The organism is Thermosynechococcus sp. JY1331, from assembly GCF_031583475.1.
GTDB lineage: Bacteria > Cyanobacteriota > Cyanobacteriia > Thermosynechococcales > Thermosynechococcaceae > Thermosynechococcus.
This window is the reverse complement of record NZ_CP134180.1, coordinates 1,659,432-1,684,262: the sequence shown is the minus strand read 5'-3', so window position 1 is coordinate 1,684,262 and position 24,831 is coordinate 1,659,432. Positions and strand designations below refer to the sequence as shown.

The 24,831-nt window shown below is 53.7% G+C and carries 24 protein-coding genes; 15 read left to right on the top strand and 9 right to left on the bottom strand.

Annotated elements, in window-relative coordinates; all coding sequences use genetic code 11:
* The first annotated feature begins 28 nt into the window (after positions 1-28).
* Positions 29-577 (top strand): NADPH-dependent FMN reductase, encoded by a 549-nt coding sequence (locus RHJ31_RS08160; protein ID WP_302676243.1) that lies wholly within the window; start codon positions 29-31, stop codon positions 575-577.
* On the opposite strand, the gene hemB is transcribed toward RHJ31_RS08160, so the two are convergent.
* The 5 genes from hemB to RHJ31_RS08135 form a co-directional block, all read right to left on the bottom strand.
* On the bottom strand, positions 574-1,560 hold the full coding sequence (gene hemB / locus RHJ31_RS08155; protein ID WP_149818282.1) for a porphobilinogen synthase: 987 nt from the start codon (positions 1,558-1,560) through the stop codon (positions 574-576). The two genes, RHJ31_RS08160 and hemB, sit on opposite strands and share 4 nt — an antisense overlap.
* A 154-nt stretch (positions 1,561-1,714) precedes the next feature.
* Positions 1,715-2,263, bottom strand: a complete 549-nt coding sequence (locus tag RHJ31_RS08150; protein WP_149818284.1) for an NUDIX hydrolase — start codon at positions 2,261-2,263, stop codon at positions 1,715-1,717.
* Positions 2,264-2,268: 5 nt separating this feature from the next.
* Positions 2,269-3,093: a type I methionyl aminopeptidase gene (map, locus tag RHJ31_RS08145; protein ID WP_206199667.1), complete on the bottom strand. Its 825-nt coding sequence runs from the start codon at positions 3,091-3,093 to the stop codon at positions 2,269-2,271.
* A gap of 72 nt (positions 3,094-3,165) precedes the next feature.
* Positions 3,166-4,611, bottom strand: coding sequence for a deoxyribodipyrimidine photo-lyase, 8-HDF type (locus RHJ31_RS08140; RefSeq protein ID WP_315862946.1), 1,446 nt, complete (start codon positions 4,609-4,611; stop codon positions 3,166-3,168).
* 18 nt (positions 4,612-4,629) lie between these two features.
* A complete protein-coding gene (locus RHJ31_RS08135; protein ID WP_206199669.1) occupies positions 4,630-4,947 on the bottom strand; it encodes a hypothetical protein in 318 nt (105 codons plus the stop codon).
* Positions 4,948-5,075: 128 nt separating this feature from the next.
* Here RHJ31_RS08135 and RHJ31_RS08130 point away from each other — a divergent pair, with 128 nt between their 5' ends.
* The 12 genes from RHJ31_RS08130 to RHJ31_RS08075 all read left to right on the top strand — a co-directional run bounded on the left by RHJ31_RS08130 (position 5,076) and on the right by RHJ31_RS08075 (position 17,365).
* Complete coding sequence (locus RHJ31_RS08130; protein WP_225901526.1) at positions 5,076-5,486, top strand: STAS domain-containing protein; 411 nt, start codon at positions 5,076-5,078, stop codon at positions 5,484-5,486.
* 54 nt (positions 5,487-5,540) lie between these two features.
* Complete coding sequence (locus RHJ31_RS08125; protein WP_206199670.1) at positions 5,541-5,996, top strand: Mini-ribonuclease 3; 456 nt, start codon at positions 5,541-5,543, stop codon at positions 5,994-5,996.
* A 15-nt stretch (positions 5,997-6,011) separates the two neighbouring features.
* Positions 6,012-6,482, top strand: coding sequence for an ATP synthase subunit I (locus RHJ31_RS08120; RefSeq protein WP_149818296.1), 471 nt, complete (start codon positions 6,012-6,014; stop codon positions 6,480-6,482).
* 41 nt (positions 6,483-6,523) lie between these two features.
* Positions 6,524-7,282, top strand: coding sequence for a F0F1 ATP synthase subunit A (atpB, locus tag RHJ31_RS08115; protein ID WP_149818298.1), 759 nt, complete (start codon positions 6,524-6,526; stop codon positions 7,280-7,282).
* A 74-nt stretch (positions 7,283-7,356) separates the two neighbouring features.
* Complete coding sequence (atpE, locus tag RHJ31_RS08110; protein WP_009767951.1) at positions 7,357-7,605, top strand: ATP synthase F0 subunit C; 249 nt, start codon at positions 7,357-7,359, stop codon at positions 7,603-7,605.
* Between the two features lie 61 nt (positions 7,606-7,666).
* Positions 7,667-8,083 (top strand): F0F1 ATP synthase subunit B', encoded by a 417-nt coding sequence (locus tag RHJ31_RS08105; RefSeq protein ID WP_206199672.1) that lies wholly within the window; start codon positions 7,667-7,669, stop codon positions 8,081-8,083.
* Positions 8,084-8,094: 11 nt separating this feature from the next.
* Positions 8,095-8,625: a F0F1 ATP synthase subunit B gene (locus RHJ31_RS08100; protein ID WP_302676241.1), complete on the top strand. Its 531-nt coding sequence runs from the start codon at positions 8,095-8,097 to the stop codon at positions 8,623-8,625.
* Positions 8,622-9,179, top strand: coding sequence for an ATP synthase F1 subunit delta (atpH, locus tag RHJ31_RS08095; protein WP_302676240.1), 558 nt, complete (start codon positions 8,622-8,624; stop codon positions 9,177-9,179). The genes RHJ31_RS08100 and atpH overlap by 4 nt, the downstream gene beginning before the upstream one ends.
* Before the next feature lie 40 nt (positions 9,180-9,219).
* On the top strand, positions 9,220-10,731 hold the full coding sequence (gene atpA / locus RHJ31_RS08090) for a F0F1 ATP synthase subunit alpha (RefSeq protein ID WP_302676239.1): 1,512 nt from the start codon (positions 9,220-9,222) through the stop codon (positions 10,729-10,731).
* A gap of 175 nt (positions 10,732-10,906) precedes the next feature.
* The gene (locus tag RHJ31_RS08085; RefSeq protein WP_302676238.1) at positions 10,907-13,438 is read left to right on the top strand and encodes a mannose-1-phosphate guanyltransferase; all 2,532 of its coding nucleotides are present in this window, start codon (positions 10,907-10,909) and stop codon (positions 13,436-13,438) included.
* A gap of 46 nt (positions 13,439-13,484) precedes the next feature.
* The gene (gene nblS, locus RHJ31_RS08080; RefSeq protein WP_302676237.1) at positions 13,485-15,443 is read left to right on the top strand and encodes a two-component system sensor histidine kinase NblS; all 1,959 of its coding nucleotides are present in this window, start codon (positions 13,485-13,487) and stop codon (positions 15,441-15,443) included.
* Between the two features lie 197 nt (positions 15,444-15,640).
* On the top strand, positions 15,641-17,365 hold the full coding sequence (locus RHJ31_RS08075) for a ShlB/FhaC/HecB family hemolysin secretion/activation protein (protein ID WP_302676236.1): 1,725 nt from the start codon (positions 15,641-15,643) through the stop codon (positions 17,363-17,365).
* On the opposite strand, the gene trpA is transcribed toward RHJ31_RS08075, so the two are convergent.
* A complete protein-coding gene (gene trpA, locus RHJ31_RS08070; protein WP_302677804.1) occupies positions 17,362-18,156 on the bottom strand; it encodes a tryptophan synthase subunit alpha in 795 nt (264 codons plus the stop codon). The genes RHJ31_RS08075 and trpA overlap by 4 nt on opposite strands.
* 93 nt (positions 18,157-18,249) lie before the next feature.
* Here trpA and RHJ31_RS08065 point away from each other — a divergent pair, with 93 nt between their 5' ends.
* Positions 18,250-19,530, top strand: a complete 1,281-nt coding sequence (locus RHJ31_RS08065; RefSeq protein WP_302676235.1) for an FtsW/RodA/SpoVE family cell cycle protein — start codon at positions 18,250-18,252, stop codon at positions 19,528-19,530.
* Here RHJ31_RS08065 and RHJ31_RS08060 read toward each other — a convergent pair.
* The 3 genes from RHJ31_RS08060 to RHJ31_RS08050 form a co-directional block, all read right to left on the bottom strand.
* Positions 19,527-21,407 (bottom strand): PhoX family phosphatase, encoded by a 1,881-nt coding sequence (locus tag RHJ31_RS08060; RefSeq protein WP_302676234.1) that lies wholly within the window; start codon positions 21,405-21,407, stop codon positions 19,527-19,529. The genes RHJ31_RS08065 and RHJ31_RS08060 overlap by 4 nt on opposite strands.
* Before the next feature lie 107 nt (positions 21,408-21,514).
* Positions 21,515-23,107: an ABC transporter ATP-binding protein gene (locus tag RHJ31_RS08055; protein ID WP_302676233.1), complete on the bottom strand. Its 1,593-nt coding sequence runs from the start codon at positions 23,105-23,107 to the stop codon at positions 21,515-21,517.
* A gap of 13 nt (positions 23,108-23,120) precedes the next feature.
* Positions 23,121-23,939 carry a photosystem II manganese-stabilizing polypeptide gene (locus tag RHJ31_RS08050; protein WP_149818320.1) on the bottom strand — a complete coding sequence of 273 codons (819 nt, stop codon included), beginning with the start codon at positions 23,937-23,939 and terminating at the stop codon, positions 23,121-23,123.
* A 245-nt stretch (positions 23,940-24,184) separates the two neighbouring features.
* On the opposite strand from RHJ31_RS08050, the gene RHJ31_RS08045 reads away from it, so the two are divergent.
* A complete protein-coding gene (locus RHJ31_RS08045) occupies positions 24,185-24,703 on the top strand; it encodes a hypothetical protein (protein WP_302676232.1) in 519 nt (172 codons plus the stop codon).
* The last annotated feature ends 128 nt before the right edge of the window (positions 24,704-24,831 follow it).

Below are 24,831 nucleotides of genomic sequence, written 5' to 3'. Positions count from 1 at the left end.
ATAAGCCATAGTCATTACGAGTTTGTTTATGCTCAAATTCATTGGTTGGGCAGGGAGTCTGCGGGATGGCTCCTACTCTCAAAGCGCCCTAGATGTTGCCATTGCCAAAGCGGCCGCCCAAGGGGTTACCGTTGAACGTCTGGATTTACGGCAAATGACGCTCCCCTTTTGTACCGGTGCTGAGAGCTACCCCGACTACCCCGATGTCGCCATCTTTCAAACCAAGGTCAAGGAAGCCGATGGTATTTTGCTGGTGACCCCGGAGTACCACGGCAGCGTTAGCGGTGTGCTCAAGAACTCCCTTGATCTCCTCAGCTTTGAACACCTCAGCGGCAAAGTGGTCGCCATGATGAGTGTCCTCGGTGGCCAAACCAACAGCAATGCCCTCAATGATCTGCGGGTGATCTTGCGCTGGGTACATGCGTGGGTGATTCCAGAACAGGTGGCCATTGGTCAGGCGTGGCAAGCCTTCACGCCCGAGGGGCAATTGAGGGATCCCAAGCTCAATGAGCGAGTGGACAAAATGATTGCCAGTTGGATTCAGACCACCCGTCAACTACGAGAAGCAAGCGCCTAATTCAATCCCTCTTGCAGCCACTGCGCCACCTGCTTGGCATGGTAGGTGAGAATGACATCAGCACCTGCCCGCTTAAAGCCAAGGAGAGTTTCCAGCACCACTTTTTTCTCATCAATCCAGCCATTGCGGGCGGCGGCTTTCACCATTGCGTATTCTCCGGAAACGTTGTAGGCGGCCACTGGAACATCGCTCACCTGCTTGAGTTGGGCAATGACATCCATGTAGGCAAGGGCAGGTTTCACCATCACCAGATCGGCGCCCTCCTCAATATCCAAGCTGACCTCCCGCACTGCTTCGCGGACATTGGCTGGATCCATTTGGTAGGTTTTTTTATCACCAAACTTCGGTGCCGAATCTAAAGCATCACGAAAAGGGCCATAGTAGGCGGAGGCGTATTTCGCAGAGTAGGCGAGAATCCCCACGTGGGTATAGCCTGCGGCATCTAGACCCGCCCGAATGGCACCGACACGGCCATCCATCATATCTGACGGAGCAACAAAATCAGCGCCCGCAGCCGCTTGACTCACTGCCTGTTTCACCAGCACCTCTACGGTTTCGTCATTGAGAATTTCGCCATCTTTGACAATGCCATCGTGGCCTTCGCTGCTGTAGGGATCAAGGGCGACATCGGTAAAGATCAGCAGGTCGGGTAAGACAGCCTTAATGGCACGTACCGATCGCTGGACAAGACCCTCAGGATTGTAGCTTTCAGTACCTGCATTGTCCTTGAGGTGCTCAGGCACAAGGGGAAATAGCGCGATCGCCCCAATTCCCAAGGCATAGACCTCCTTCAGCTCTAAAATCAGGCGATCCAGCGTATAGCGATAGCAGTCGGGCATTGAGGGGACTTCCTGCACCTGATCTTCCCCCTCCATGACAAAGACCGGATAGATCAAATCCCCTGTGGTTAGGGTATGCTCGCGCACCAAGCGACGAATTTGAGCCGTGCGGCGTAAACGGCGAGGCCGATGGGTTAGCTCCATAATTCAACAATCAAAAACTCAGTAATGTCCCAGTTCAAACGGCTGTGAGTCAGCACGTACAACCTTTGGATTATTTCCGCATTATCTCACCTTGAGGGATCAAGACTGTGGGCGGTGCAGGATGCTTACAAACGTTTACGAACAACTTCAGTGTTCAAGCGGGTTGCAGATAGGGCAAGGCCAGATAGAAACTGGTGACGGTCTTGGCATCTTTCACTTGACCACTATGAATCGCAGCGGCCAAGTCAGCTAGAGAAAACTCCACAATTTCAATGTGCTCGTCGGTGTCCTGAGGCGGGGGTGTCTCTAGTTTTTCCAGCTCAGTGGCCAAGTAGGCGTAGATCACTTCATCAGAATAGCCGGGGGCAATGTAAAACTCTCCCAGTTTTTGCCAATGGTGGGCGCGGTAGCCCGTTTCCTCTTCAATCTCGCGCTCAATGGTGGCAAAAGGCTTTTCGTGATCCTCAACGGTGCCCGCTGGGAACTCCAGCAGATATTCCTCAGTGGCAAAGCGGTATTGTTTGACAAGGATCAGGTTGCCCTCTGGGGTCACCGGCACAGCTAATGCCCCCCCTGGATGCCGCACAGTTCCCAAGATCGAGACAGACCCATGGGGCAAGCGATATTGATTGACCTCAAAGGTAAACTTACGACTGCGGCAAAAGCAGTGGCGTTCGAGGACTTCGGGGGGGATTTTCGTCATAGGGGTTAGACAAGGGTGCGATCGGTGAGAATTTCGTAGCCCGTTTTGGTGACCAAGACCGTGTGCTCAAATTGGGCAGAGAGGGAATTATCAACCGTAACCGCTGTCCAGCGATCGCGCAAAATCCGCACCTGTTTTGAACCCGCATTCACAATGGGCTCAATGGCCAAGGTCATCCCCGCCCGTAGCCGCACATTCTTAAGTTCATTGGTGCGGAAGTTAAATACCGAGGGTTCTTCGTGGAGATTGCGCCCCACGCCGTGGCCAGTAAAGTCCTCGACCACAACAAAGCCATTGGCTTCGACATAATCTTGAATAGCACCCGCCAAATCCATGAGGTAGTTGCCTTCTTTAACCTGCTCAATGCCGCGGTAGAGGGCTTCTTCAGCCACTTTTACCAGCTTGGCCGCCTCCTCGGAGATTTCCCCCACCGGAATCGTAATGCAAGAGTCGCCATGGAAGCCGTTGTAGTAGGCACCGGTATCAATCTTAACGATGTCGCCATTGCGAATCACTTTGCGGGGGCTGGGAATGCCATGAACCACCTCGTTGTTGATGCAAGCGCAAATGGAGGCCGGAAAGCCCTGATAGCCTTTGAAGCTCGGTGTTGCCCCCATTTCGCGGATGCGTTTCTCGGCATAGGCATCGAGATCCGCCGTCGTCATGCCCGGCTCGATCATCTGGGAAATTTCCTTGAGCACCGTCGCCACAATGCGCGAGGCCTGCCGCATAATCTCAATTTCTCGCTTGGACTTAATTTCAATACCACGGCGGGGACGGGTTTGGATGGGGGTGGTGGGGGGAGTGAGCAGACTACCAAGGATATTCATGGGCGCGATGCAACCGCAAAAATCGTTCTTTTTCAGGATAACGCTGTTGCGCTGATCAGGGGAATGTCAATTTTATCCTTGAGGGATGGGTGAACGAAAATGCGCTTGATAGAGCTGCTTAAATCGCCGCTGTTGCTGGCCGTGATCCACAATTGGCAAGGGATAACCGCAGCGATGCCGCTCTAGGGGAGAAATAGTTCCCGTCACCAAATCTGCCGTGTCTAGGGATTTCAACTCCGGCAGCCAACGGCGAATATACTCCGCCTCAGGATCAAATTTTTGGGCTTGACTGGCTGGGTTAAAAATCCGCAGCGGCTTTGGATCCATCCCACTAGAGGCACTCCACTGCCAACCGCCATTATTGGCTGCCAAGTCGCCATCAATCAGTTTTTGCATAAAGTACCGCTCACCCCATTGGGGATTGATGATCAAGTCCTTGGTGAGGAAACTGGCCACAATCATGCGGCAGCGGTTATGCATCCAACCCGTTTCATTGAGTTGGCGCATGGCGGCATCCACAATTGGGTAACCGGTGCGACCCTCACACCAAGCCGCAAAGTGTTCTGCGTGATTCAGCCAAGGAAAAGTGGCAAATCCTTCACGATGGGGACGCTCCGCCAAGTGGGGAAACCAATAGAGGGCGTGCTGATAAAACTCCCGCCACGCCAATTCCTGCTGCCACGTGCGAATACTCGTTTGTGCCTCTTCACTGCGGGCTGCGGCCATAGCGGCCTGACTGGCTGCCCAGACACGACGAATACCAATGACACCGAACTTGAGGGCAGGGCTTAAGAGGGAGGTTCCAGGTTGCGCTGGATAGTTGCGCTGCTCACCATAGTCTTGAATGTGCTGGTCAATAAATGTCTCCAGTTGTGCTTGGGCAGCGGCTTCACCGGGAGCAAGGATCAGTTTTCCTGACCAATGAAATCCCAAATCCTTGGCAGTGGGCAGCGGTATCGCCCCTAGGGCTGTGGCTGTCGCTTGTTCAGCTTCTGTCAGAGGTTCGAGGTGGCTGGGGCTGGGGACAGGCTCTGGTTTAGCTAGGCTCGACCAGTTGCGCCAAAAGGGGGAATAGACGGTGTAGGGCTGTCTCTGTTTTGTTTGTACGGCCTCTGGGGGATGTAGGAGTTGATCCCATGCGGTTTCCACGGCAATTCCCTTTTCTTTGAGGGCAGCGGCCACTGCGCGATCGCGATCGCGACCGTAGGGTTCCACATCCTCATGCCAATGCACCGCCACCGCCCCTAAGCCACTGGCCACTTGGGGCAGAATTTGACGCGGGTCACCATGAAAAATTAAAAAGCTCCCCCCAAGTCGCTGATAGGCTTCTTGCAAGGCCTGTAGGCAACCCACGAGGTATGTCACCCGCACCGCCGCAATGTCCGAGGCACTGAGAATCGCCGGGTCAAAGCAAAAAATGCCAACCACTTTGGGAGTTTGGGTGTAGGCAGCCGCCAACCCCACACTGTCACTCAGGCGCAGATCGCGACGATGCCAAAAGAGGCGCAGGCTCATCACCCGTCCATCCTAGGCGCACTAGAAAATAGCGCCAATACATTCATTGATTGCGGCTTTAACTTCCGGGGGTTCATTGTCGGCAGTCATTTTCTGAAATTCCTCATAGCTCATTTTTTCTTGGAGGCGGTTTATCAGGCAAGTGCAATAGCGATCGCCGCGATCGCCAAAGCCGGGAGGCGCTTGCGCCGCAAATTTGGTTTGACACTCCTGCATAAAAACCGCGATCGCCTCTGGGGGATAAGTCGCCGCTGGCGTTTCTTGGGCGAAAATAGATAAACTCAGCAATCCCAGACCGCTACTGCTGAGAAGGCTCATCACGAGTTTGGAGAATTTCATTGGGGCGATACCTGATGCGATTCTGGCAAAGGGCTTCCTGCAGTTGCTGCACTTCCAAACTTTTGTTGAGTTAGCGATCAAATCATAGACAAGGATGCCACGTTTATCTATACTTGTCTTCTATCGTTTTGTGTGTCCAGTTATCGGCAAAGGAGGCTCTCATTTCTGAACCACTTGCCCTCACCCAAAGCCTAAGGGGTACCCGTGAGATTCGCGATAACTATCAAGTGTTTCGCCTGACGGGTCTCATTGATGCGTTCTCCGAGTCGGCCTTTCGCAAGGTCATTAGTAAGTGTTTTGACGATGGGCCTGCCAACGTCATCTTAGACCTTTCAAAAATTGAGTTTATTGACAGCTCTGGCCTCGGCATTTTGGTACAACTGGCCAAAAAAGCCCAAGAGCATCAGGGTCAACTGCAAATTGTCACCAATCCCCGCGTCACCCAAACGGTCAAACTCGTGCGTTTAGAGAACTTTTTGCCCCTTCAGCCGGATCTGGCGACGGCGATCGCCCAAATTACTGGCGAAACCCATTCCTAAACATTCTGTTCCTGTGGCAGCAAAACTAAGGGGGGTCTCTTTAGCTGAAACGTCATGCTGGACTCTGCTGGATTATTGCCCCTTGTCCCCCCCAAAATTCCCGCCCATCAACTGCCACCGGCAGCTTTGGCCTACGTTGGCGACGCCGTTTATGAACTCTTTATCCGCTGGCTTTTTCTAACCCCGCCCCAACGCATCAATACCTACCACCGCCAAGTGGTGGCGCATGTGCGTGCTGAAAGTCAAGCCCGTTATATGGACTTCCTCTGGCAGCATTGCACCGAAACCGAACGCTCGATTTTTCGTCAGGGTCGCAATGCGGCTGCCGATGGTCCAAAGCGAGTTGCCGCAAAAATTTACCGCCAAGCTACTGGCTTTGAAGCCCTACTGGGATACCTCTACCTCACCAATCCGCAACGCCTACAGGAGATTTTTCAACTGCTTGAGCGGCACATTCGCAATGAAATGAACAGCAATATCGACGAAGCAGAATCCCGTAATGAAATGTAACCCCTGCGTGATAGGATGCTTAGTGGCCAGTTCAAGGCATCCTCGGATGCTCCCTATTCTGCTGTGACCGTTCCCGATTCTGCTTCAGCACCCTCTGTGCCATCAACCATTGCCAATTCCCCAAAGAAGGGCGGCTCGATGGCCGAGTTTTATCAACTCTGTCGCGAATTATTCACGACAAGCCTCGTGCTGATGGCGATCGCCTTTGGAGCGGTTTGGCTGATTTACGGCCTGAACACAGCGTTGAATTACCTTTTGGGGGCAAGTGCGAGCCTAATTTATCTGCGGCTCCTCGCCCGCAGTGTGGAGCGCCTAGGAAACGACCAGAAAAAGCTGGGGAAAACGCAGCTCCTTGTCGTCGTGGTTGTGATTATTTTGGCAGCCCGTTGGCAAGAGCTACATATTATTCCAGTGTTCTTGGGGTTCTTAACCTACAAAGCCGCCATTCTGGTCTATATGTTTCGTACGGTTTTGCCGTCCCCTTAACGCTGGCTCACTGTAGTGCTTAGACAACCGAGCGCGGAGGCATGATGCCTTTGATACACCTTTGGACAGCTCTTCCCCTTGCCAAGTTGGAGGTGGGGCACCATTTCTACTGGCATATTGGCAACCTAAAAGTTCACGGTCAAGTCTTCATCACCACTTGGTTTGTGATGGCCATTCTGATTGCGGCGGCCTTTGCCGCCTCGCGGAATATCCAACGGGTGCCCAGTGGTATTCAAAACTTGATGGAATACGCGCTGGAATTCATCCGCGATTTGACCAAGAGCCAAATGGGTGAGCACGAGTACCGAGCTTGGGTTCCCTTTGTGGGGACACTGTTCCTGTTCATTTTTGTTTGTAACTGGTCAGGCGCACTGGTACCGTGGAAACTCATCGAACTGCCAGAAGGGGAGCTAGCAGCACCCACCAATGACATCAATACCACCGTGGCCTTGGCTTTGCTGGTCTCCTTGGCCTATTTCTACGCCGGGCTACGCAAGCGGGGGCTGAAGTATTTCACCAAGTACATCGAGCCAACGCCCGTCTTACTTCCCATTGCCATCTTGGAAGATTTTACAAAACCGCTTTCCCTGAGCTTCCGTCTTTTTGGCAACATCTTGGCGGATGAATTGGTGGTGGGGGTCTTGGTGTTGCTGGTGCCCTTGTTTGTGCCCTTGCCCGTGATGGCCTTGGGACTCTTTACCAGTGCCATTCAAGCCCTTGTGTTTGCCACCCTTGCAGCCACCTATATTGGGGAGGCCATGGAGGGACATGGCGGCGAGCACGAAGAGGCGCACTCCTAAAAGGGGTACATACCCTGCTATTGTTATCTCTGGAAATTTTGTTTCGTCCTATCTACGTCTCGAGGAAATCAACTATGGATCCGTTAGTCGCTTCTGCTTCTGTTTTGGCTGCTGCTCTGGCAATTGGTTTGGCATCGCTTGGGCCTGGGATTGGTCAAGGGAATGCCTCTGGTCAAGCCGTGGAAGGGATTGCGCGGCAACCGGAAGCGGAAGGTAAAATTCGGGGTACACTGCTGCTGACCTTGGCATTCATGGAGTCGCTGACCATCTACGGTCTGGTGATTGCGCTGGTGCTCCTGTTTGCCAACCCCTTTGCATCCTAATTAACCCCAGTGGGGGAGGCTTGGATGAGCTTTCCCCCGATCCCCCATTCTGGAGAGGCTGATGTTTGATTTTGATGCCACCCTACCCCTGATGGCTGTGCAATTCTTAATCTTGACCGTCATTTTGAATGCGCTGCTGTACAAGCCCTTGGGTCAGGCGCTGGACAATCGGGATGAATATATCCGAACCAACTTGCAGCAGGCCAAGGAGCGGTTGCAACAGGCCACTGAACTGGCTCAGCAGTATGAGCAGGAATTGGCCAGTACCCGTCGCCAAGCCCAAGCCTTGATTGAAGAGGCCAGAGCCGAGGCACAAAAAATTGCCACCGCCGAAATTGCCGAAGCACAGCAGGCCGTGCAGGCAGAGTTACTCAAGATTCAAGCAGAGATTGATCAGCAAAAGCAGGCGACACTGCAAGCGCTTGAGGGTCAAGTTGCCAGCTTGAGTGAACAGTTATTAGCGAAGTTACTGGCCTAGGAGTGTGGGTCATGGACGCAGTATTTTTATTGGCAACGGAAGAAGCGGGGCATTTTGGCATTAACACCAATTTGCTCGAAACCAATGTGATCAACCTTGCCATCATTATTGGGGTATTGGTGTATTTTGGGCGGGGCGTACTTGGCAAAACCTTGGGCGATCGCCAGCAACAAATTGCCACAGCCATTGCGGAAGCCGAAGAACGCCAGAAAGTGGCCGCTGCCCGCCTTACCGAAGAGCAGCAAAAACTGGCTCAGGCCAAGCAGGAGGCACAACGCATTCGCGAAGACGCCCTTGCCCGTGCCAAGGCTGCAAAGGAAGAACTCATTGCCCAAGCCAAGCGGGAAATTGAGCGCTTGAAGGAAACCGCTTCCCAAGATACGAGTGCCGCCACTGAGCGGGCGATCGCCGAAATTCGTGAGCGGATTGCCGCTAGGGCACTTGCCGAGGCCGAAAACCAACTCAAAGCGCGTTTGAGCCAAAATCCAGACCTTCAGCGTACCCTTGTTGATCGCAGTATTGCCCTACTAGGAGGCAAATGATGCAGACCACTGTCCGTGGTGAACTGGTTGAACCCTATGCCGAGGCGCTGCTGTCGTTAGCGCAAACCCACAACCTCATTGATCAGTTTCAGCAGGACACGCAGTTAATTCTGGAACTCCTTGCCAGCTCCAGTGAACTGCAACAGTTTCTCGCCAATCCCCTGATCAAGCCTGAGGCCAAAAAGAACGTGCTGCGGCAGTTGACCGTGGAGAAGGTGCATGGCTACTTCCTCAACTTCTTAATGTTGCTCGTGGATCGGCGGCGAATTAACTTTCTTGGCCCTATTTGTGAGCAGTATCGTGCCCTTGTGCGCAAACTCCGCAATGTGGTCTTGGCGGAAGTCACCAGTGCCGTCGAACTCAACGACGATCAACGCCGTGCCGTGGTTGAAAAGGTCAAAGCCATGACCGGTGCTGCCGATGTGGAGCTGGTTACTGCCTGCGATCCCGAACTAATTGGTGGTGTGGTGATTAAAGTTGGCTCCCAAATCTTTGATGCCAGCCTGCGGGGTCAACTCCGCCGCCTCAGTCTCACCTTGGCGCAAGCCGCCTAACGTCCCTTTGTAAACTGTTCAACCCTTGAGAGCGACTTCTATGGTAAGTATCCGACCCGACGAAATCAGTAGCATTATTCGCCAGCAAATCGAGCAGTACGAACAGTCGATCAAAGTCGATAATGTCGGTACTGTCTTGCAGGTGGGCGATGGCATTGCCCGTGTCTATGGCCTCGACAAAGTGATGGCCTCAGAATTGGTGGAATTTGAAGACGGCACCGTGGGGATTGCCCTTAACCTCGAAGAGGATAACGTGGGGGTGGTGCTGATGGGCGATGGCCTCGGTATCGAAGAAGGCAGTACAGTGCGGGCCACTGGCAAAATTGCTTCCGTGCCTGTAGGTGAAGCGGTCATTGGTCGGGTGGTGGATGCCCTAGTGCGCCCCATTGACGGCAAAGGGGAGATCCACACGACGGCAACCCGCCTGATTGAATCCCCTGCCCCCGGTATTGTCCAGCGCAAATCGGTGTGTGAGCCGTTGCAAACGGGGATCACCGCCATTGACGCCATGATCCCGATTGGTCGTGGTCAGCGGGAACTGATCATTGGCGATCGCCAGACGGGGAAAACGGCCGTTGCCATTGACACGATTCTGAACCAAAAAGGCCAAGATGTGATTTGCGTCTATGTGGCCATTGGTCAAAAAGCGTCCAGTGTGGCTCAAGTGGTGAACGTGCTGCGGGAGCGGGGTGCACTCGATTACACGATTGTGATTGCCGCTAACGCCAGTGATCCAGCCGCTTTGCAGTATCTCGCTCCCTACACCGGTGCCACGATTGCTGAGTACTTCATGTACCAAGGCAAGCACACCCTCGTCATCTATGACGACCTCTCCAAACAAGCGCAAGCCTATCGGCAAATGTCGCTGCTGCTGCGCCGTCCCCCCGGTCGTGAAGCCTACCCTGGGGATGTGTTCTATCTCCACTCCCGCCTGCTGGAGCGTGCCGCCAAACTCAACGATGCCCTCGGCGGTGGCAGCATGACGGCGCTTCCTGTGGTTGAAACCCAAGCCGGTGACGTGTCTGCCTACATTCCCACCAACGTCATTTCCATTACCGACGGTCAAATCTTCCTTTCCTCTGACCTCTTCAACGCTGGCTTGCGTCCTGCCATCAACGCAGGGATTTCCGTGTCACGGGTGGGTTCTGCTGCTCAAATCAAAGCCATGAAGCAGGTGGCTGGCAAACTGAAGCTGGAATTGGCGCAATTTGATGAACTGCAAGCCTTTGCCCAGTTTGCCTCTGACTTGGATAAAGCCACCCAAAACCAACTGGCGCGGGGTCAACGCCTGCGGGAAATTCTCAAGCAGCCCCAGTACTCACCCATTCCGGTGGAATACCAAGTGGCAACCATTTACGCCGGTACCAATGGCTACCTTGACGACATCCCCGTTGAGGCAGTGGCCAAGTTTGTTGCCGGTCTGCGGGACTACCTACACACAAGCAAGCCCGAATACGGCGAAATCATCCGCACCACCCAAAAACTGGATGAAAAAGCTGAAGCCTTGCTGAAAGAGGCGATCGCCGAATACAAAGCTGGCTTTACTGCCTAGGCGCGATCGCGTTATATCATGCTCTGAACCTGCCCTCTACCCAGGGTAGGTCTTTTTATGCCTAGGCTACTCTCAAGTGTCAAAAATCATTGCAGTTTCCTGAAGCCATCCCCCTGAGCCTGCCGTCCTCTCCTACACTGGGATCCTAGGGCGAGGTTTGACAAAGGAGAAAACAGTGCGTGTCGTCCTCATGGCCGGGGGAAGTGGTACTCGGTTGCGTCCCCTCACCTGTGATCTACCTAAGCCAATGGTGCCGGTGGTCAATCGTCCCATTGCTGAGCATATTCTCAATCTCCTACGCCGCCATAGCCTTGATGATGTGGTCATGACATTGCACTATCTCCCCGATGTCGTGCGCGACTATTTTGGCGATGGGAATGAGTTTGGGGTGCACCTAAGCTATGTCGTTGAGGAAGCGCAGCCCTTGGGGACAGCCGGTTCGGTGAAAAACATTGCCACGCTCCTTACGGATCCCTTTTTAGTGGTCAGTGGCGATAGCATTACCGATATCGATTTAACCGATGCCCTCCGTTTTCACCAGCAGCACGGTGCTCCCGTAACCCTGATCCTTGCCCGTGTACCTCAACCGAAGGAGTTTGGCATTGTCTTTACTGATAGCGATGGTCGCGTGCGGCGGTTTCTCGAGAAGCCCTCAGCGGGGGAAGTCTTTACGGATACGGTGAATACAGGCATCTACATCCTCAGCCCTGCTGTCATGGACTATCTCAATAGCGGCATCGAGCGGGATTTTTCGCGGGATTTATTCCCGTTGCTATTGCAGGCGGATGTGCCGATGTATGGTTATATCACCGATGCCTACTGGTGCGATGTCGGTAGTCTGCAAACCTATCAACAGGTGCAACAGGATGCCCTCTATGGCCGCGTGCACTTGGAAATTCAGGGGCACGAAGTTCAGCCGCAAATTTGGGTAGGGCACAACACCACATTGCCGCAAACAGTTCAGCTACAGGCGCCGCTCGTCTTGGGCAATAACTGCCGCTTTGGTGCGGGGGTCACCCTTGGGGCAGGGACGATCTTGGGAGATAACGTGATTGTTGGTAATGGCAGTCGGTTGCGCTCAGTGGTGGCTTGGAGTGGCTGTTTTATTGGGGATGACAGTGAATTAGAGCACTGCATTTTGGCTCGCCATGTCCATGTCGATCGCCATGTGAGGGTGCACGAAGGGGTAATTATTGGCAGTCGCTGTGTGGTCGGGGAGGAAGCTAGCCTCAGTCAGGGGGTGCGGCTTTGGCCGGGCAAACGCATTGAAGCGGGTGCAATTGTCAATGAAAGCCTGATCTGGGGCACAACGGGGCAACGCTATCTCTTTGGCCAGCGGGGGGTAGCCGGTGTGGCCAATGTGGACATTACACCGGAGTTTGCTGTGCGGCTGGCGGCCGCCTATGCTTCAATCCTTGAGCCCGGAACTAGTGTGCTGGTGTCGCGAGATCAGCGCAATGTGTCGCGGATGGTGTCCCATGCTCTGATGTCGGGTTTGATGTCGGTGGGGATTCATGTCCTCAATTTGGAGGCGATCGCCCTACCGATTGCCCGCTTTGCTGCCCAAACCCTTTCAGTCAGCGGCGGAATTCATGTGCGTGCCCATCCCGATCGCGCCGATCAACTCTTGATTGAGTTTTTTGACCATAAGGGCATCAACCTGAGCAAAGCCAAAGAGCGGCAAATTGAAACCGCCTACTTCCGCGAAGATATTCGCCGCGCCCTACTTACGGATGTCGGTGTCATGACCCATCCCAACAACTGCGTGGCCGCCTATGCCCAAGGCTTTGAAAAGTGGCTAAATACCCAACTGTTTTATGGTAGCCCCGCCAAAATTGTCATTGACTATGCCTATGCCGTTTCTGGGGTTGTCTTACCCCAAATCCTCAGTAAGTTTGGCTGTGATGCGGTTGTTCTCAATGCCACCCTGCACCCAACCCCCCTCAATATTCTCGAGCGACAGCGACTCCTGCGGGAACTGGGACAGGTGGTGACAGCGCTATCTGCCAGTTTGGGGGTGCAAGTCTCCGCCAATGGTGAACGGTTGACCTTAGTGGACAATGCTGGTCAGGTGTTCAGTGATCAAGAACTCACAGCGTTGATGACCTACTTGATCCTCTTGACCCATCCGGGGGGCACTGTCGTGGTGCCGGTCACAACTTCTAGTGCGGTGGAGGCGATCGCCCATCAACAGGGCGGACAAGTGATTCGCAGTCGCACCAACCCCACTGATCTCATGGAAGCCTGCCAACACCACAGCGGTGTGGTTCTCGGCGGTTCTGCGGAAACGGGATTTATTTTCCCACAACTGCATCCGGGATTTGATGCCATGTTTACGATCGCCACCCTGATCGAACTGCTGGCACTGATTGGCAAACCCCTCACCGTCATGCGCCAAGAACTGCCCCGCGTCCACTACTATCATCGCCCGATTCGCTGTCCTTGGATTGCCAAAGGGTCATTGATGCGCCACTTGGTGGAAACCCATCCCCGCAATCACTTGAGTCTCATTGATGGCGTCAAAATTGGTGAACCCAATACTGACCACTGGGTACTGATTCTGCCCGATGCCAGTGAGCCATTGGTACACCTCTACGTCAATAGTCCCGATGCCACTTGGAGTGAGCAGATGCTGCAACGCTATAGCCGCCGCATTGAAGAGTTTGCCCGCTTGGAACCCCTCTCAGATGCCACAATAAAAATGTGAGCAAAATCCCGTAGAATCAGGGAAAATTTTTCGTACGTTAGGCGCAATGGTGGTGTTGAAAACCGAGAAAACCCAAGGGGACTTGAGCGATAAATTGCGGGGCATTGCCCGTTGGTGGTCGGAATTCAAAATTCAAACCCGCCTCATGGCCACAGCAACCCTCGTGGTCTCGATCATCATGAGTGGTTTCACCTTTTGGGCGGTGAATACCATTCAAACCAATGCCCACCTCAATGACACCCGCTATGGCCGCGATTTGGGGTTGCTCTTAGCTGCCGATGTGGCTCCCCTCGTGGCCAAGGGGGATACCGCCGCTGTTGCCGAATTTTCCCGTAAGTTCTATGAGCGCAGTGCCAGTATTCGCTACATCCTTTATGCCGATCCCGATGGCGAAATTTACTATGGCCTCCCCTACTCTGCCCCCCAAGTGGAAAGTGCGCTGACCCTGCGCCGCCGTATTCAACTGCCGGACACCTACCGTGCCAGCCAAGAACCCCTTGTGCGCCAACACCAAACCCCCGACGGCCTTGTGGCCGATGTCTTTGTGCCATTGATATTTAATGGTGAAAATCTAGGAGTTGTGGCTTTGGGCATTAATCCCAACCAAACGCTTATTGCCTCTGCCAATCTCACGCGGGATCTCACGATCGCCGTCTTTGTCTCCCTCTGGATCATGGTGATCTTGGGCGGGGTGTTCAATGCCCTGACCATTACCCAACCCATCAAAGAGTTGGTACAGGGGGTGAAAAACATTGCCGCAGGAAATTTTAAGCAACGCATTAACCTGCCCTTTGGCGGTGAACTGGGGGAGTTGATTGCTAGCTTTAATGACATGGCAGAGCGGCTTGCTTCCTACGAAGCGCAAAACATTGAAGAACTGCAAGCGGAAAAAGCCAAGCTGGATACCTTGGTTTCCACCATTGCCGATGGGGCGATTCTGCTGGATACCGACATGCGAATTATTCTTGTCAACCCCACGGCTCAGCGCCTCTTCAATTGGGAAGGGATGAACGTCATTGGTCAAAATGCCCTGAACTGTTTTCCAGCACCGGTGTGTGAAAAACTCACCTGCCCTCTCTACAAAGCCTCCAAGGGCGAATCGGAAGGGGGAGAATTTCGCGTCACGCTCCAAGAACCCAGCTCGCGATCGGTACGCATTTTGCTGACAACGGTGATGGATGTGCAACGGGAAAAACCCAAGGGCATTGCGATTACGATTCAGGACATCACCCGCGAGGTGGAACTCAACGAAGCCAAAGCGCAATTGATTAGCAATGTTTCCCACGAATTGCGCACACCTCTATTCAATATCAAATCGATCATCGAAACCATTCAAGAGTACGGCAGCAGTCTTAGTGAAAAAGAGCAGCAGGAGTTTCTGGAAACCGCGAATCACGAGACCGATCGCCTGACCCGCCTTGTGAATGATTTCCTCGATATTTCTCGCCTCGAATCGGGTCGCCCCTATCAATTTGGCTCGGTACAGATGGCGCAGGTGATTGATCAGATCATGCGCACCTACCAACTCAATGCTGCCAATAAGTCCATTACCCTCACTGCCGAAGTGGAAAACCCCTTGCCACCGGTTTGGGGCAACTACGATCTACTCATTGGTGCCCTCACTAACTTGGTGGGGAATGCTTTGAAGTTTACCCCCGAAAATGGACGGGTAACCATTCGTGCCTATGTCTGGCATCCCCCCAGCGATCCAGAGCAGGAACGGGTGCGCATTGAAGTCGCCGACACGGGTATGGGCATTGCCCCAGAGGATCAACCCCGCGTCTTTGAACGGTTTTTCCGCGTTGAGAATCGCGTGCATACCCTAGAGGGAACAGGGCTGGGGTTGGCCATTGTCCAAGATATTATCCACAAGCACAATACACAAATTCATTTAATTAGTGAATTGGGGGTCGGCAGTACCTTTTGGTTTGATTTGGCCATTGATGAATCCTCCCTCGTTAATAACCCTGATGGCACTGCTGAAACGGCACTTCCCCCCGCTTGAAACAGGTTCGGAGTCAGTGTTGATGGGGGCGATCGTTGCCAACAACCACAAATGATCCGCTAAAATCTGAAGGCAAGAATCAATAACTCCTCACGCCAATGGTTCCTTGGGCTTGACCCTCAGGAAAAGAGACAAATTTTTGTATTGATTTTGCTGCCCTATCTAAAACCAAATAACTAAGCATTGGGGTTGAGGACGTGAAAACAAACTTATTTGCACCCGTTGCCCTTCTCTCTGTTCTCGGCAGTACGGGAGCGGTGTTACCTGCTTTAGCGATTCCAGTTATCACCCCCACCCAACAGGATATTCAGCCCCCCCTACCGGAACCACCCCCTCTACCCTCCCCTTCGCCACCCGCTCTTGAACCGCCCCCTTCACCCCCTAGCCCAGGCTCCGAGTCAGAAAATGTTTTAATACCTGTACAAAAAATTGTTGTTGAAGGGAGTACTATCTTTGGGCCTGCGGAATTTGATCCGATTATTAAGCCCTTGGAAGGGCGTCAGGTGACGCTTGCGGAGCTACAAGGCGCTGCCGATGCGATTACAAAACTCTATCTTGAGGGGGGCTATTTGACCTCTCGCGCCGTTTTAGGCGAGCAGGTGGCACGGGATGGGGTAATCACGATTCAAGTGCTTGAAGGCCGCCTAGAGGACATTCGTATTGAAGGGAATAAAGGAATTATCCAACGCTATATTCGCAGTCGTATTGCCCTCGGTGCCGGCGTGCCCCTTAACTCCAATCGTCTGGAAGAGCAGTTGCGCCTGCTGCGAACAGATCCTCTCTTTGCCAATCTTTCTGCCAGTCTGCGACCCGGCACGACGCCCCAGGACAGTATTTTGGTGGTACGGGTGGTACCTGCCCGCTGGTTTAATGCGGCTTTTGGTTTGGATAACAATACGCCGCCAGCGATCGCCCCGGATCGGGCCACGGCCTTTTTGGGATACAACAACCTCAGTGGTCGCGGCGATAGCGTCTACGGTTCCTACGCCATCGGTAATAACCTAGGCACGTTTGACTGGGGAGCGTCCAACACTGTGGAGTTTGGCTACAGTCTGCCCCTCAATGCCATGAATGGCACACTCACCATTCGCACCGTACAAGCAGACAGCGAAATTACCCGCCCCCCCGCCCTTGCTGGCTTGAATATTCGCAGTGAGTCTTCTATTTACGAAGCCAGTTTTCGCCAACCGGTGATTCGCAATATCCGTGAGGAACTAGCCTTTGGCATTGGCTTCCTGATGCAGTCGGCACAGACTTTTGTTTTGGGAGTGCCAACCCCCATTTCCATTGGTTCTGATCCATCGGGCTATAGTGCCACCCGAGTGCTGGAAGTGAGCCAAGAATATATCCGCCGTGATCCCCAAGGGGCATGGGTCTTTCGTTCGCAGTTCAACTTTGGCCTGCCGATCTTTGGCGCCACCGAAAACCCCAGTCCAACCCCTGATGGTACTTTCTTTAGCTGGCTGGGACAGGGACAGCGGCTGCAACGCCTCTGGGCAGATAACTTCTTGATTTTGCGTACGGATGTGCAACTGAGTCCCAATAGCCTGCTCCCCTTTCACCAATTTGTCATTGGTGGCCCCCTGTCGGTGCGGGGTTACTCAACCAATGCCCTCTCTGGGGATAATGGCCTGCGGTTCTCTGGGGAAGCCCGTTTTCCCGTCCTGCGCACTGCCAATCGTCGCCCAATTATTTCCATTGGGCCCCTGTTTGATCTGGGGGTGGTCTGGAACAATAGCCGTAATCCTGCGGGTGCAGTGCCTAACAATGTGATTGCCGGTTTAGGCATGGGACTCTTGGTGCAACCAACACCCAACTTAGACATTCAGTTCCAGTACGCGGCACCATTGATTGATCTGCCCGGTCAAACCCGCAGTTTGCAGTCCGATGGCATTTACTTTACGTTGACGGTGCGTCCCTAGGGCGTATCGAGGGCTGTGCGGAGTGACTGACAAAACTCGGCGACAGCGGCAACTCCCTGCTCTGGTTCTGCCAGCCGTTTGACAAAGGCACTGCCAACAATGGCAGCATCGGCGCCCCAATCGCGCACTTGACGGGCATGCTCTGGACTGGCAATGCCAAACCCGACACCAATGGGCTTGGGGGTAATTTGCCGCAGTGTGCCCAATAGTTCCTGAACGCGACTGACCATTTTTTGGCGCATCCCTGTGACGCCCGTGGTGCTGACAAGGTAGATAAAACCTTGGGAGGCGGTGGCGATCGCCTGCATCCGTTCGGGCGATGTGGTGGGCGCAATCAGTAGTGTCAATTCCAAGCCTAGATGCGCTGTTTCTGCAAGAACGGGTTCTGCTTCCTCAAGGGGCAAATCCGGAATCACTAAGCCCTTGATCCCGGCTTGGGCAACGGCTTTCAGAAATGAAGAGACCCCTCGATGGTAGATGGGATTGTAGTAGGTAAATAAAATGAGTGGTGCCCTCAGTTGGCAGTGTAAGTCCGTTGTCATTTCTAAGACTGCTTCGAGGCGAGTTCCCCGTTGCAGGGCGCGGGTAGCGGCTGCCTGAATCACAGGACCATCGGCCAAGGGATCGGAATAGGGCATTCCCAGTTCAATCAGATCTGCACCATGGGCATCTAAGGCCTTGAGGGCAGCAACCGTCGTTTCTAAATCAGGGTCACCGGCGGTCAAAAAGGGAATCAGGGCACAGCGTTGGCGGGCACGACATTGCTCAAAGCGTTCAGAAATTGTAGGCACAGTCACAGGCAGTCGCTCTAAAAGATGCATAATAATTGTGCCAGATTAGATACTGTTCCTATAGTGGCCGATGCCAGTGAGGGTCATCTAAGCGTGAGTTGGTGGCGTTTTCTCCCCTTTGGCGATCGCCTGCGGCGCAGCGAAGCGGTTGGCGACCTGCGGCAGTGGACTCTAGAAGCACGATTGCTCCACTGGTTGACCCTAGTGTGGATTGGTCTTGGGTTGGTCGTCCTCTTTTCCGCTAGTTTTCCCGTGGGTTTGGCCGAAACAGGGGATGGGCTGTACTACTTTACGCGCCAGTTGCTGTGGCTTGCCCTTGGCTGGGCAGGGTTTCAATTGTTTCTACGGCTACCCCTGCGGCGATCGCTCCAGATGGCCATTCCAGGGTTCTTTTTGTTTCTGCTGCTGATCTGGGCAACACGCCTACCGGGGGTCGGGACAACGGTGATGGGCGCCACCCGCTGGATTAGTCTTGGTCCTTTTCAACTCCAGCCCTCGGAGATGATGAAGCCTTTTTTAGTCCTGCAAGCGGCTTGGGTGTTTAGTTCGTGGCGGCGGCTGCATCTCAAGGCACGCTGTTTTTGGTTAACGGCCTTTGCCGTGACGCTGCTGGGAATTTTAATCCAACCGAACCTCAGTACCACCGCCCTCTGCGGCATGACATTGTGGCTGATGGCCTTTGGGGCAGGTTTACCCTTGGCGCCCCTGCTGTTAACAGCCATGAGTGGCTTGGGCTTGGCAGTCCTCAGCATGAGCATTAACGAGTATCAACGGCGGCGGGTGATGTCCTTCCTCAACCCTTGGGCGGATGCGATGGGGGATGGCTACCAACTGGTGCAGAGTCTCTTGGCGGTTGCTTCGGGGGGCGTTTTGGGCACGGGCTATGGCTTTTCACAGCAAAAGCTCTCCTATTTGCCCATCCAGCACACGGATTTTATTTTTGCGGTCTATGCCGAGGAAATGGGGCTATTGGGGTGCCTCTTGCTCCTAGGACTGCTGGCGGCCTACGGTTGGCTGGGCATGCGGGTAGTGAATCAGGCGCGGGATCCCCTGATCCAGCTCATTGCCTTGGGGGCAACGGTGATCATGCTCCTACAGGCCCTGATTAATATAGGTGTCGCCATTGGTATCCTACCGACAACAGGATTACCCTTTCCCCTCTTTAGCTATGGCGGTAGCTCAATTATGGCCAGTATGGCGATCGCTGGCCTGTTGATTCGCTGTGCCCGTGAAGGACAGCAGGCAGAGGTGATTGCCTTCCCCGCTGCCACAAACACTCGCGCCAAAACGTCTAGAACCCACCGCCGCCGGGCTGCCCCAGTCGTACCCCTGCGTCCTGAAGGGATCAATCGCTATTCTTCCCGCAAACCCTAGGCTGACACTTCCCGGCCATCTGAGCGCCATACAGCAATGACGGCAGGCCGAGGCACGACCACCTCTTCTCCATAGGGCCAGCGTGTTGACAGATCAGCCGTGGATTTTGCCCCTTCCCCCGGATGCTGGATCGCGCAGAAAAAGGTGCGGTAGTCACTACTAAACTCTGGCCCACAAATTTCACAGCCGGGCACGCCAGAGAGGAACATCTTCAGTTCGCGGCGCTGTGGATTGAGGACATAAACGCCGTCATTTTTGCCAAGGCGGCTTGATCCTGGGTTCCCGTCGGTGGCAATCCAGACATTGCCGGCGCGATCGAAGGTCAAGTTATCCGGTGCTGAGATTGGCGGTACCTCTGCGTTGGTGGGTTCACCATACAGCACTAACTGGCGGTTCTTCTCTGGGGCGGAGGGATCTCCACAAAGCAAAGGTAAACGCCACTGAAACTGCAATGCAGCGGGATTGTTACCCTGTTCCACAATCTCAACCACATGACCCATGACATTTTCAGCGCGGGGATTTACCCCATCGGTCTCCTTGCGGCGCTCATTGTAGGTCAGGGCCAGCCAAACACTTTTGGTGACCGGATTCCACTCAAAGTCCTCTGGGCGATCCATTTTTGTTGCCCCTAGGGCATCGGCGGCGGCGCGGGTGTTGATAAAACAAAGCGCCGGATCGGCTTGAAAGGCAGCGGGTAAACTGGGGTTGGGGGTAATTTTCCTGCCTTCCACCCGGGCAATGAGTTGCCACTGGCCACTGAGATCATCCTTGAAGCGGGCAACATAGAGTTCCCCTTCATCGAGGAGGGTCAAATTGGCGGCGCGATTGTTGGGTTGATATTTACCCTTGGTGATGAACTTGTAGACATACTCAAAGCGCTGATCGTCCCCCATATAGACAACAACTCGGCCATCGGGGGCAATCACTGTTGTGGCAGCCTCGTGGCGGAACCGTCCTAGGGCTGTGCGTTTAATCGGCGGCCGATTGGGGGAGAGGGGATCTACCTCTACGACCCAGCCAAAGCGAAAGGGTTCTTGGGGATCCTTCTCAATGTTGAAGCGATCCTCATAGAAATAGAAGCCATAGCGATTGGCTCGCTCACTGGGAACACCGTAGCGTTTGTGTAGATCCTTGACGATCCCTGTCAGGTTGCCATCGCTGCCGCCAAAATAGCTATGGAAGTTTTCCTCGCAGGTGAGTACCGTGCCCCAAGGGGTTTTGCCCGCTGCGCAGTTATTGAGGGTGCCGTTGACCCGTGTCCCCGTGGGATCCGCAGCCGTCTTCAAAAGGGCATGGCCTTTGGCAGGGCCAGAAATTTCGCAGGGGGTTGAACCCGTAATTCGACGGTTGTAGGCAGAAGCTTTTACATACCGCCAGCCGCCATTGGCATTTTTGGCAATTTCGACAATGGAGAGGCCATGGGCTTCCCGCTGGAGTGCGGCTTGCCATTGATTGGGGCGATCGCCCACCGTTTGAAACATGAGTTCGGGATTGGTGTATTCATGATTCACAACGAGCAAATGCTTGCCATCGGGTGTGGTCTGATAGCCAACAAAATCACAGTTGTAGCCAAAGCACTGCTGCTGCCGCTGGACATCAGCTGCGGTGACTGTTTGGTGAATGCGATTCCAATTCAAGTTTTCACCACCATCGAGGGCATCGCCCCAGCGAATCACGACGCCATGCTCAAAGCCCTCAGGCAGCGTAATTTTATCGTCGGTGTTGGGGTAAATCGTTGGAAAGCCTAAAGCCGGTGCAGTGGCACACCCTTTGGTCAGGGTTGCAAGGGTTAAACCCGCCGCGCCAAAAAGAGCAGTTTTTAGTACGGTGCGTCGGCTTAGGACACGGGGTAACAGATCACCAAAATATTCAGCCATGAAGCGTATCTCGTTCCAAATTCATCCACTGTGGGCAGCCAGTTTATAACTTAGGGAAGTTGGGTTAGGGTTTGCCTAAGAAATGGGGGAAAAGTGGTTAAGACCAGCTACAGAGCAGCGGCCAACAATTTTTGCGTGTAGGGATGTTGCGGCTGGGCAAACAATTGGGCGGTGGGCGCCAGTTCAACAATCTTGCCAGCGTACATGACGGCAATGCGATCGCAAAAATAGCGGGCGACCCCCAGATCGTGGGTAATAAAGAGATACGTGAGTTGGAATTGCTCTTTTAACTGCTGCATCAGCGCCAGCACCTGGCGTTGAATATGGGCATCGAGCATGCTCACCGGCTCATCACAGACCACCAGTTGGGGATGGGTAATCAGGGCACGGGCGATCGCCACCCGTTGGCGTTGTCCCCCCGATAGGGCATAGGGATAGCGATGAACATAGGCTTCAGGGGGGGTCAATTCCACCTGTGCCAGCATCTCGCGTACCCGTTCTTGGGCAGCCTCTTTGGCCATCAGCCGATGAATTAGCAGTGGCTCCAGCAAGTTTTGCTCCACGGTCATTTTGGGATTAAGGCAGGCATGGGGGTCTTGGAAAATCATTTGCAGATCGCGGCGGACTGGGCGCAGTTGTGCCGCGGGTAATTGAGTTAAATTGCGCCCCAAAAAGACCACTTCACCGGCGTTGGCGGGAATCAGTTGCAGAATCAAGCGCGAGAGCGTACTTTTACCACAGCCGGATTCGCCTACAAGGCCAAGGGTTTCTCCCCGGCGCAACGTCAGATCGACGCCATCTACCGCTCGAATCGTGGTTTGCGGTTGTAGCCATCCCCCCAAGCGGTAGTGCCGCTGTAAATTGTGAACCCGCAGCAGTTCTGGGGCAGTGTCCAAGGGTGGGGTTTCTTTAGCGGTGAGTTGGGTGGCCGCAAGTAGGGACTGGGTATAGGGGTGTTGGGGCTGTTGCAGCACTTGACGAGCCGCTCCCCGTTCAACAATCTTGCCTTGGTGCATGACCGCAAGGCGATCGCAATACTTGGCCATCAATGCCAGATCGTGGGAAATCAGCAGCAGTCCCCGCTGCTCTTCTTGGCACAGGCGCGTGAGTTCATCGAGAATTTCCGCCGCGACAGTCACATCTAGCGCCGTTGTTGGTTCATCGGCAATGATCAGGGGTGGGTTCAAGAGCAACGCAAGGGCGATCGCCACCCGTTGCCGCATCCCGCCACTAAACTCATGGGGATACTGATGCAGGCGATTGGCCGAAATTTTCACCCGATCCAACACCTCAACAATGCGCTGCCGCCGTTGGGAGCGACTCCAAGCAGAGCAATGACTCCGCAATAGCTCATCGCAGTGGTCATAGACGCTCATGAGGGGATTGAGGCGCGTCATCGGATCTTGAAAGACCAAACCAATTTGCTCGCCCCGCAGTCGCCGCAATTGGGAAGTGGTCAGCCCCAAAAGGGATTGCCCCTGAAGGGCGATCGCCCCAGCAACCTGTGACCCAGTCGGCAATAATTGCAAAATGGCCTTACCAATCGTGGATTTGCCACAACCTGACTCCCCCACTAAGCCAAACCGCTCCCCAGCGGCCACACAAAAAGAAACACCATCCACCACAAATGTTGCAGCAGATGATGTCTCCGTTGTAGGGTAGGCGACCCGCAGTTCCCTGAGTTCTAAAAGAGTCGCCATGGGCTGGTCGATCCTAGGCAGGTTCGATGCGGGCGTAAAAGACCCCTTGAATTTTCACTTCGTGAGGTTCGTGGGCACCCATATCATCATCGGAGAGTTGCTCACTTTCAAAGGTGCCAGCAATTTCACCCGTGCGGCCATCCACTTTCGCCACATTCAGAGAAATTTCACCCTTGGTCAGGGAGAAGCGTTTGACATTGGCGCGAGCCAGCTCTTCTTCTTTACCTTGGGGAATGGCGATCGCCGAATCATAACCAGAGGCCAAGCCCCGTCCTTTGGGATCGAGGAAGTTGGCAGTGCGGTAGGAAGGAACGGTGAATTCCCCTTTGAAATCCGTTGAAGTGGTGATGCTGCTAATGTTGGGCTGAGTGCTCGCCACCAAGTTTTTCACCGTAAACAGCAGTGGGATACGCTCGCCACCGGGCATTTGCACGGTCACTGGTTGGAAATCAATCCCATCCTCTTCTATGAACGTGAGGCTGCCATCGCTGTTGACCTTGAGTTCCCCTTGAATTTGATCCAAGCTCGTGGTTTCGCGGGTCACCAGTTTTGTGGGGACAAATTCGGCCTCTTGGCGTTTGTTCTTAGGCTCTTCCTTGACCAAAAATGTCGTGGGCTGTAAGCACAGTTGGGCAATGCGATAGGTTTGGGAGCTATCAATGGGGTAGGCACCGCGTGCCGTATCATCAAGCGTGGGGCACTTGTTGGCCAGACCAGTGCCGACAATATCGTCATAGGTTAAAGTCTGTTTTGCGGCAAAGGCGGGGGCGCTCAAGGAAAAAATCCCTAAACATACCGCCAGCAGCGTCGCCATTAAAATGCGATATTTCATGGTTAACCTCAGAAGTCAAAGCATCTCAAAGCAGTCAGAGTGTGGGAGATACCCCTGCGTAAGAGTCCAGTGAAGGCAGCCATGCAACTACCTTATCAATCCATGATTATACGGAGCTTTGCGATCGCCTCAGAAAGGAAATTTTCCCAGATATTTTAATTTCACAAGAGCAAAAACAATGACCGACCTCTCTCCGACTGGAGCGGCAAAGTAAACTATAAAAAAGCAGGATCGGGAGTGAGTTCATGGATGACAGCGAGTTGTTTGCTGTTTTTGTTGCCGATGTTGTCAATGGGGCTGAGAGCCTTGCCTCAAATCCCAACTATCGCATTGAATCGGTTTTAGGGACTTGGCAACTGGTGGACAACAAAGCGGGCGTCATTGCCACAGGTAAAAGTGAAAATGGTCAACCGCAGATCATGGTCAAGCGCTACTGCGATGCGTGGGAATCTTTGCGACAAGCATTGACCCATGGATCATTCTTCCCTGATCTCGCTCAAAATAAGGCACAACTGGTGCCCTTTACCCGTGCCGCCATTCCCGAAGGCTATCAACTCTATGATTGTGCTGCCAGTGAGATGTGGCGCAGTTGGCGACGGGGCGCAGTTAATTATGTCCATATCTATACCGCGAATCAGTGGCGATCGGTGGGGGAAATTTCCTGTAGCGGTGGCGTGGTCTTTATCCCTGTTCCCGATCTCGATAAAGAGATTCAGATTACCAGTTCGTCATTGATGTCTTGGTTAGGCGTTCCTAATGCTTAGAACCCTAAAAAGGCTTAAGAAACTACGGATTAGGGGGGAGCGATCGCCCCAATGGATCAAACAGAACCTAAAGACTCTAGAGATAATAGACGTATAACCATAGCGACCTAGCAACACAATGCTTCCCT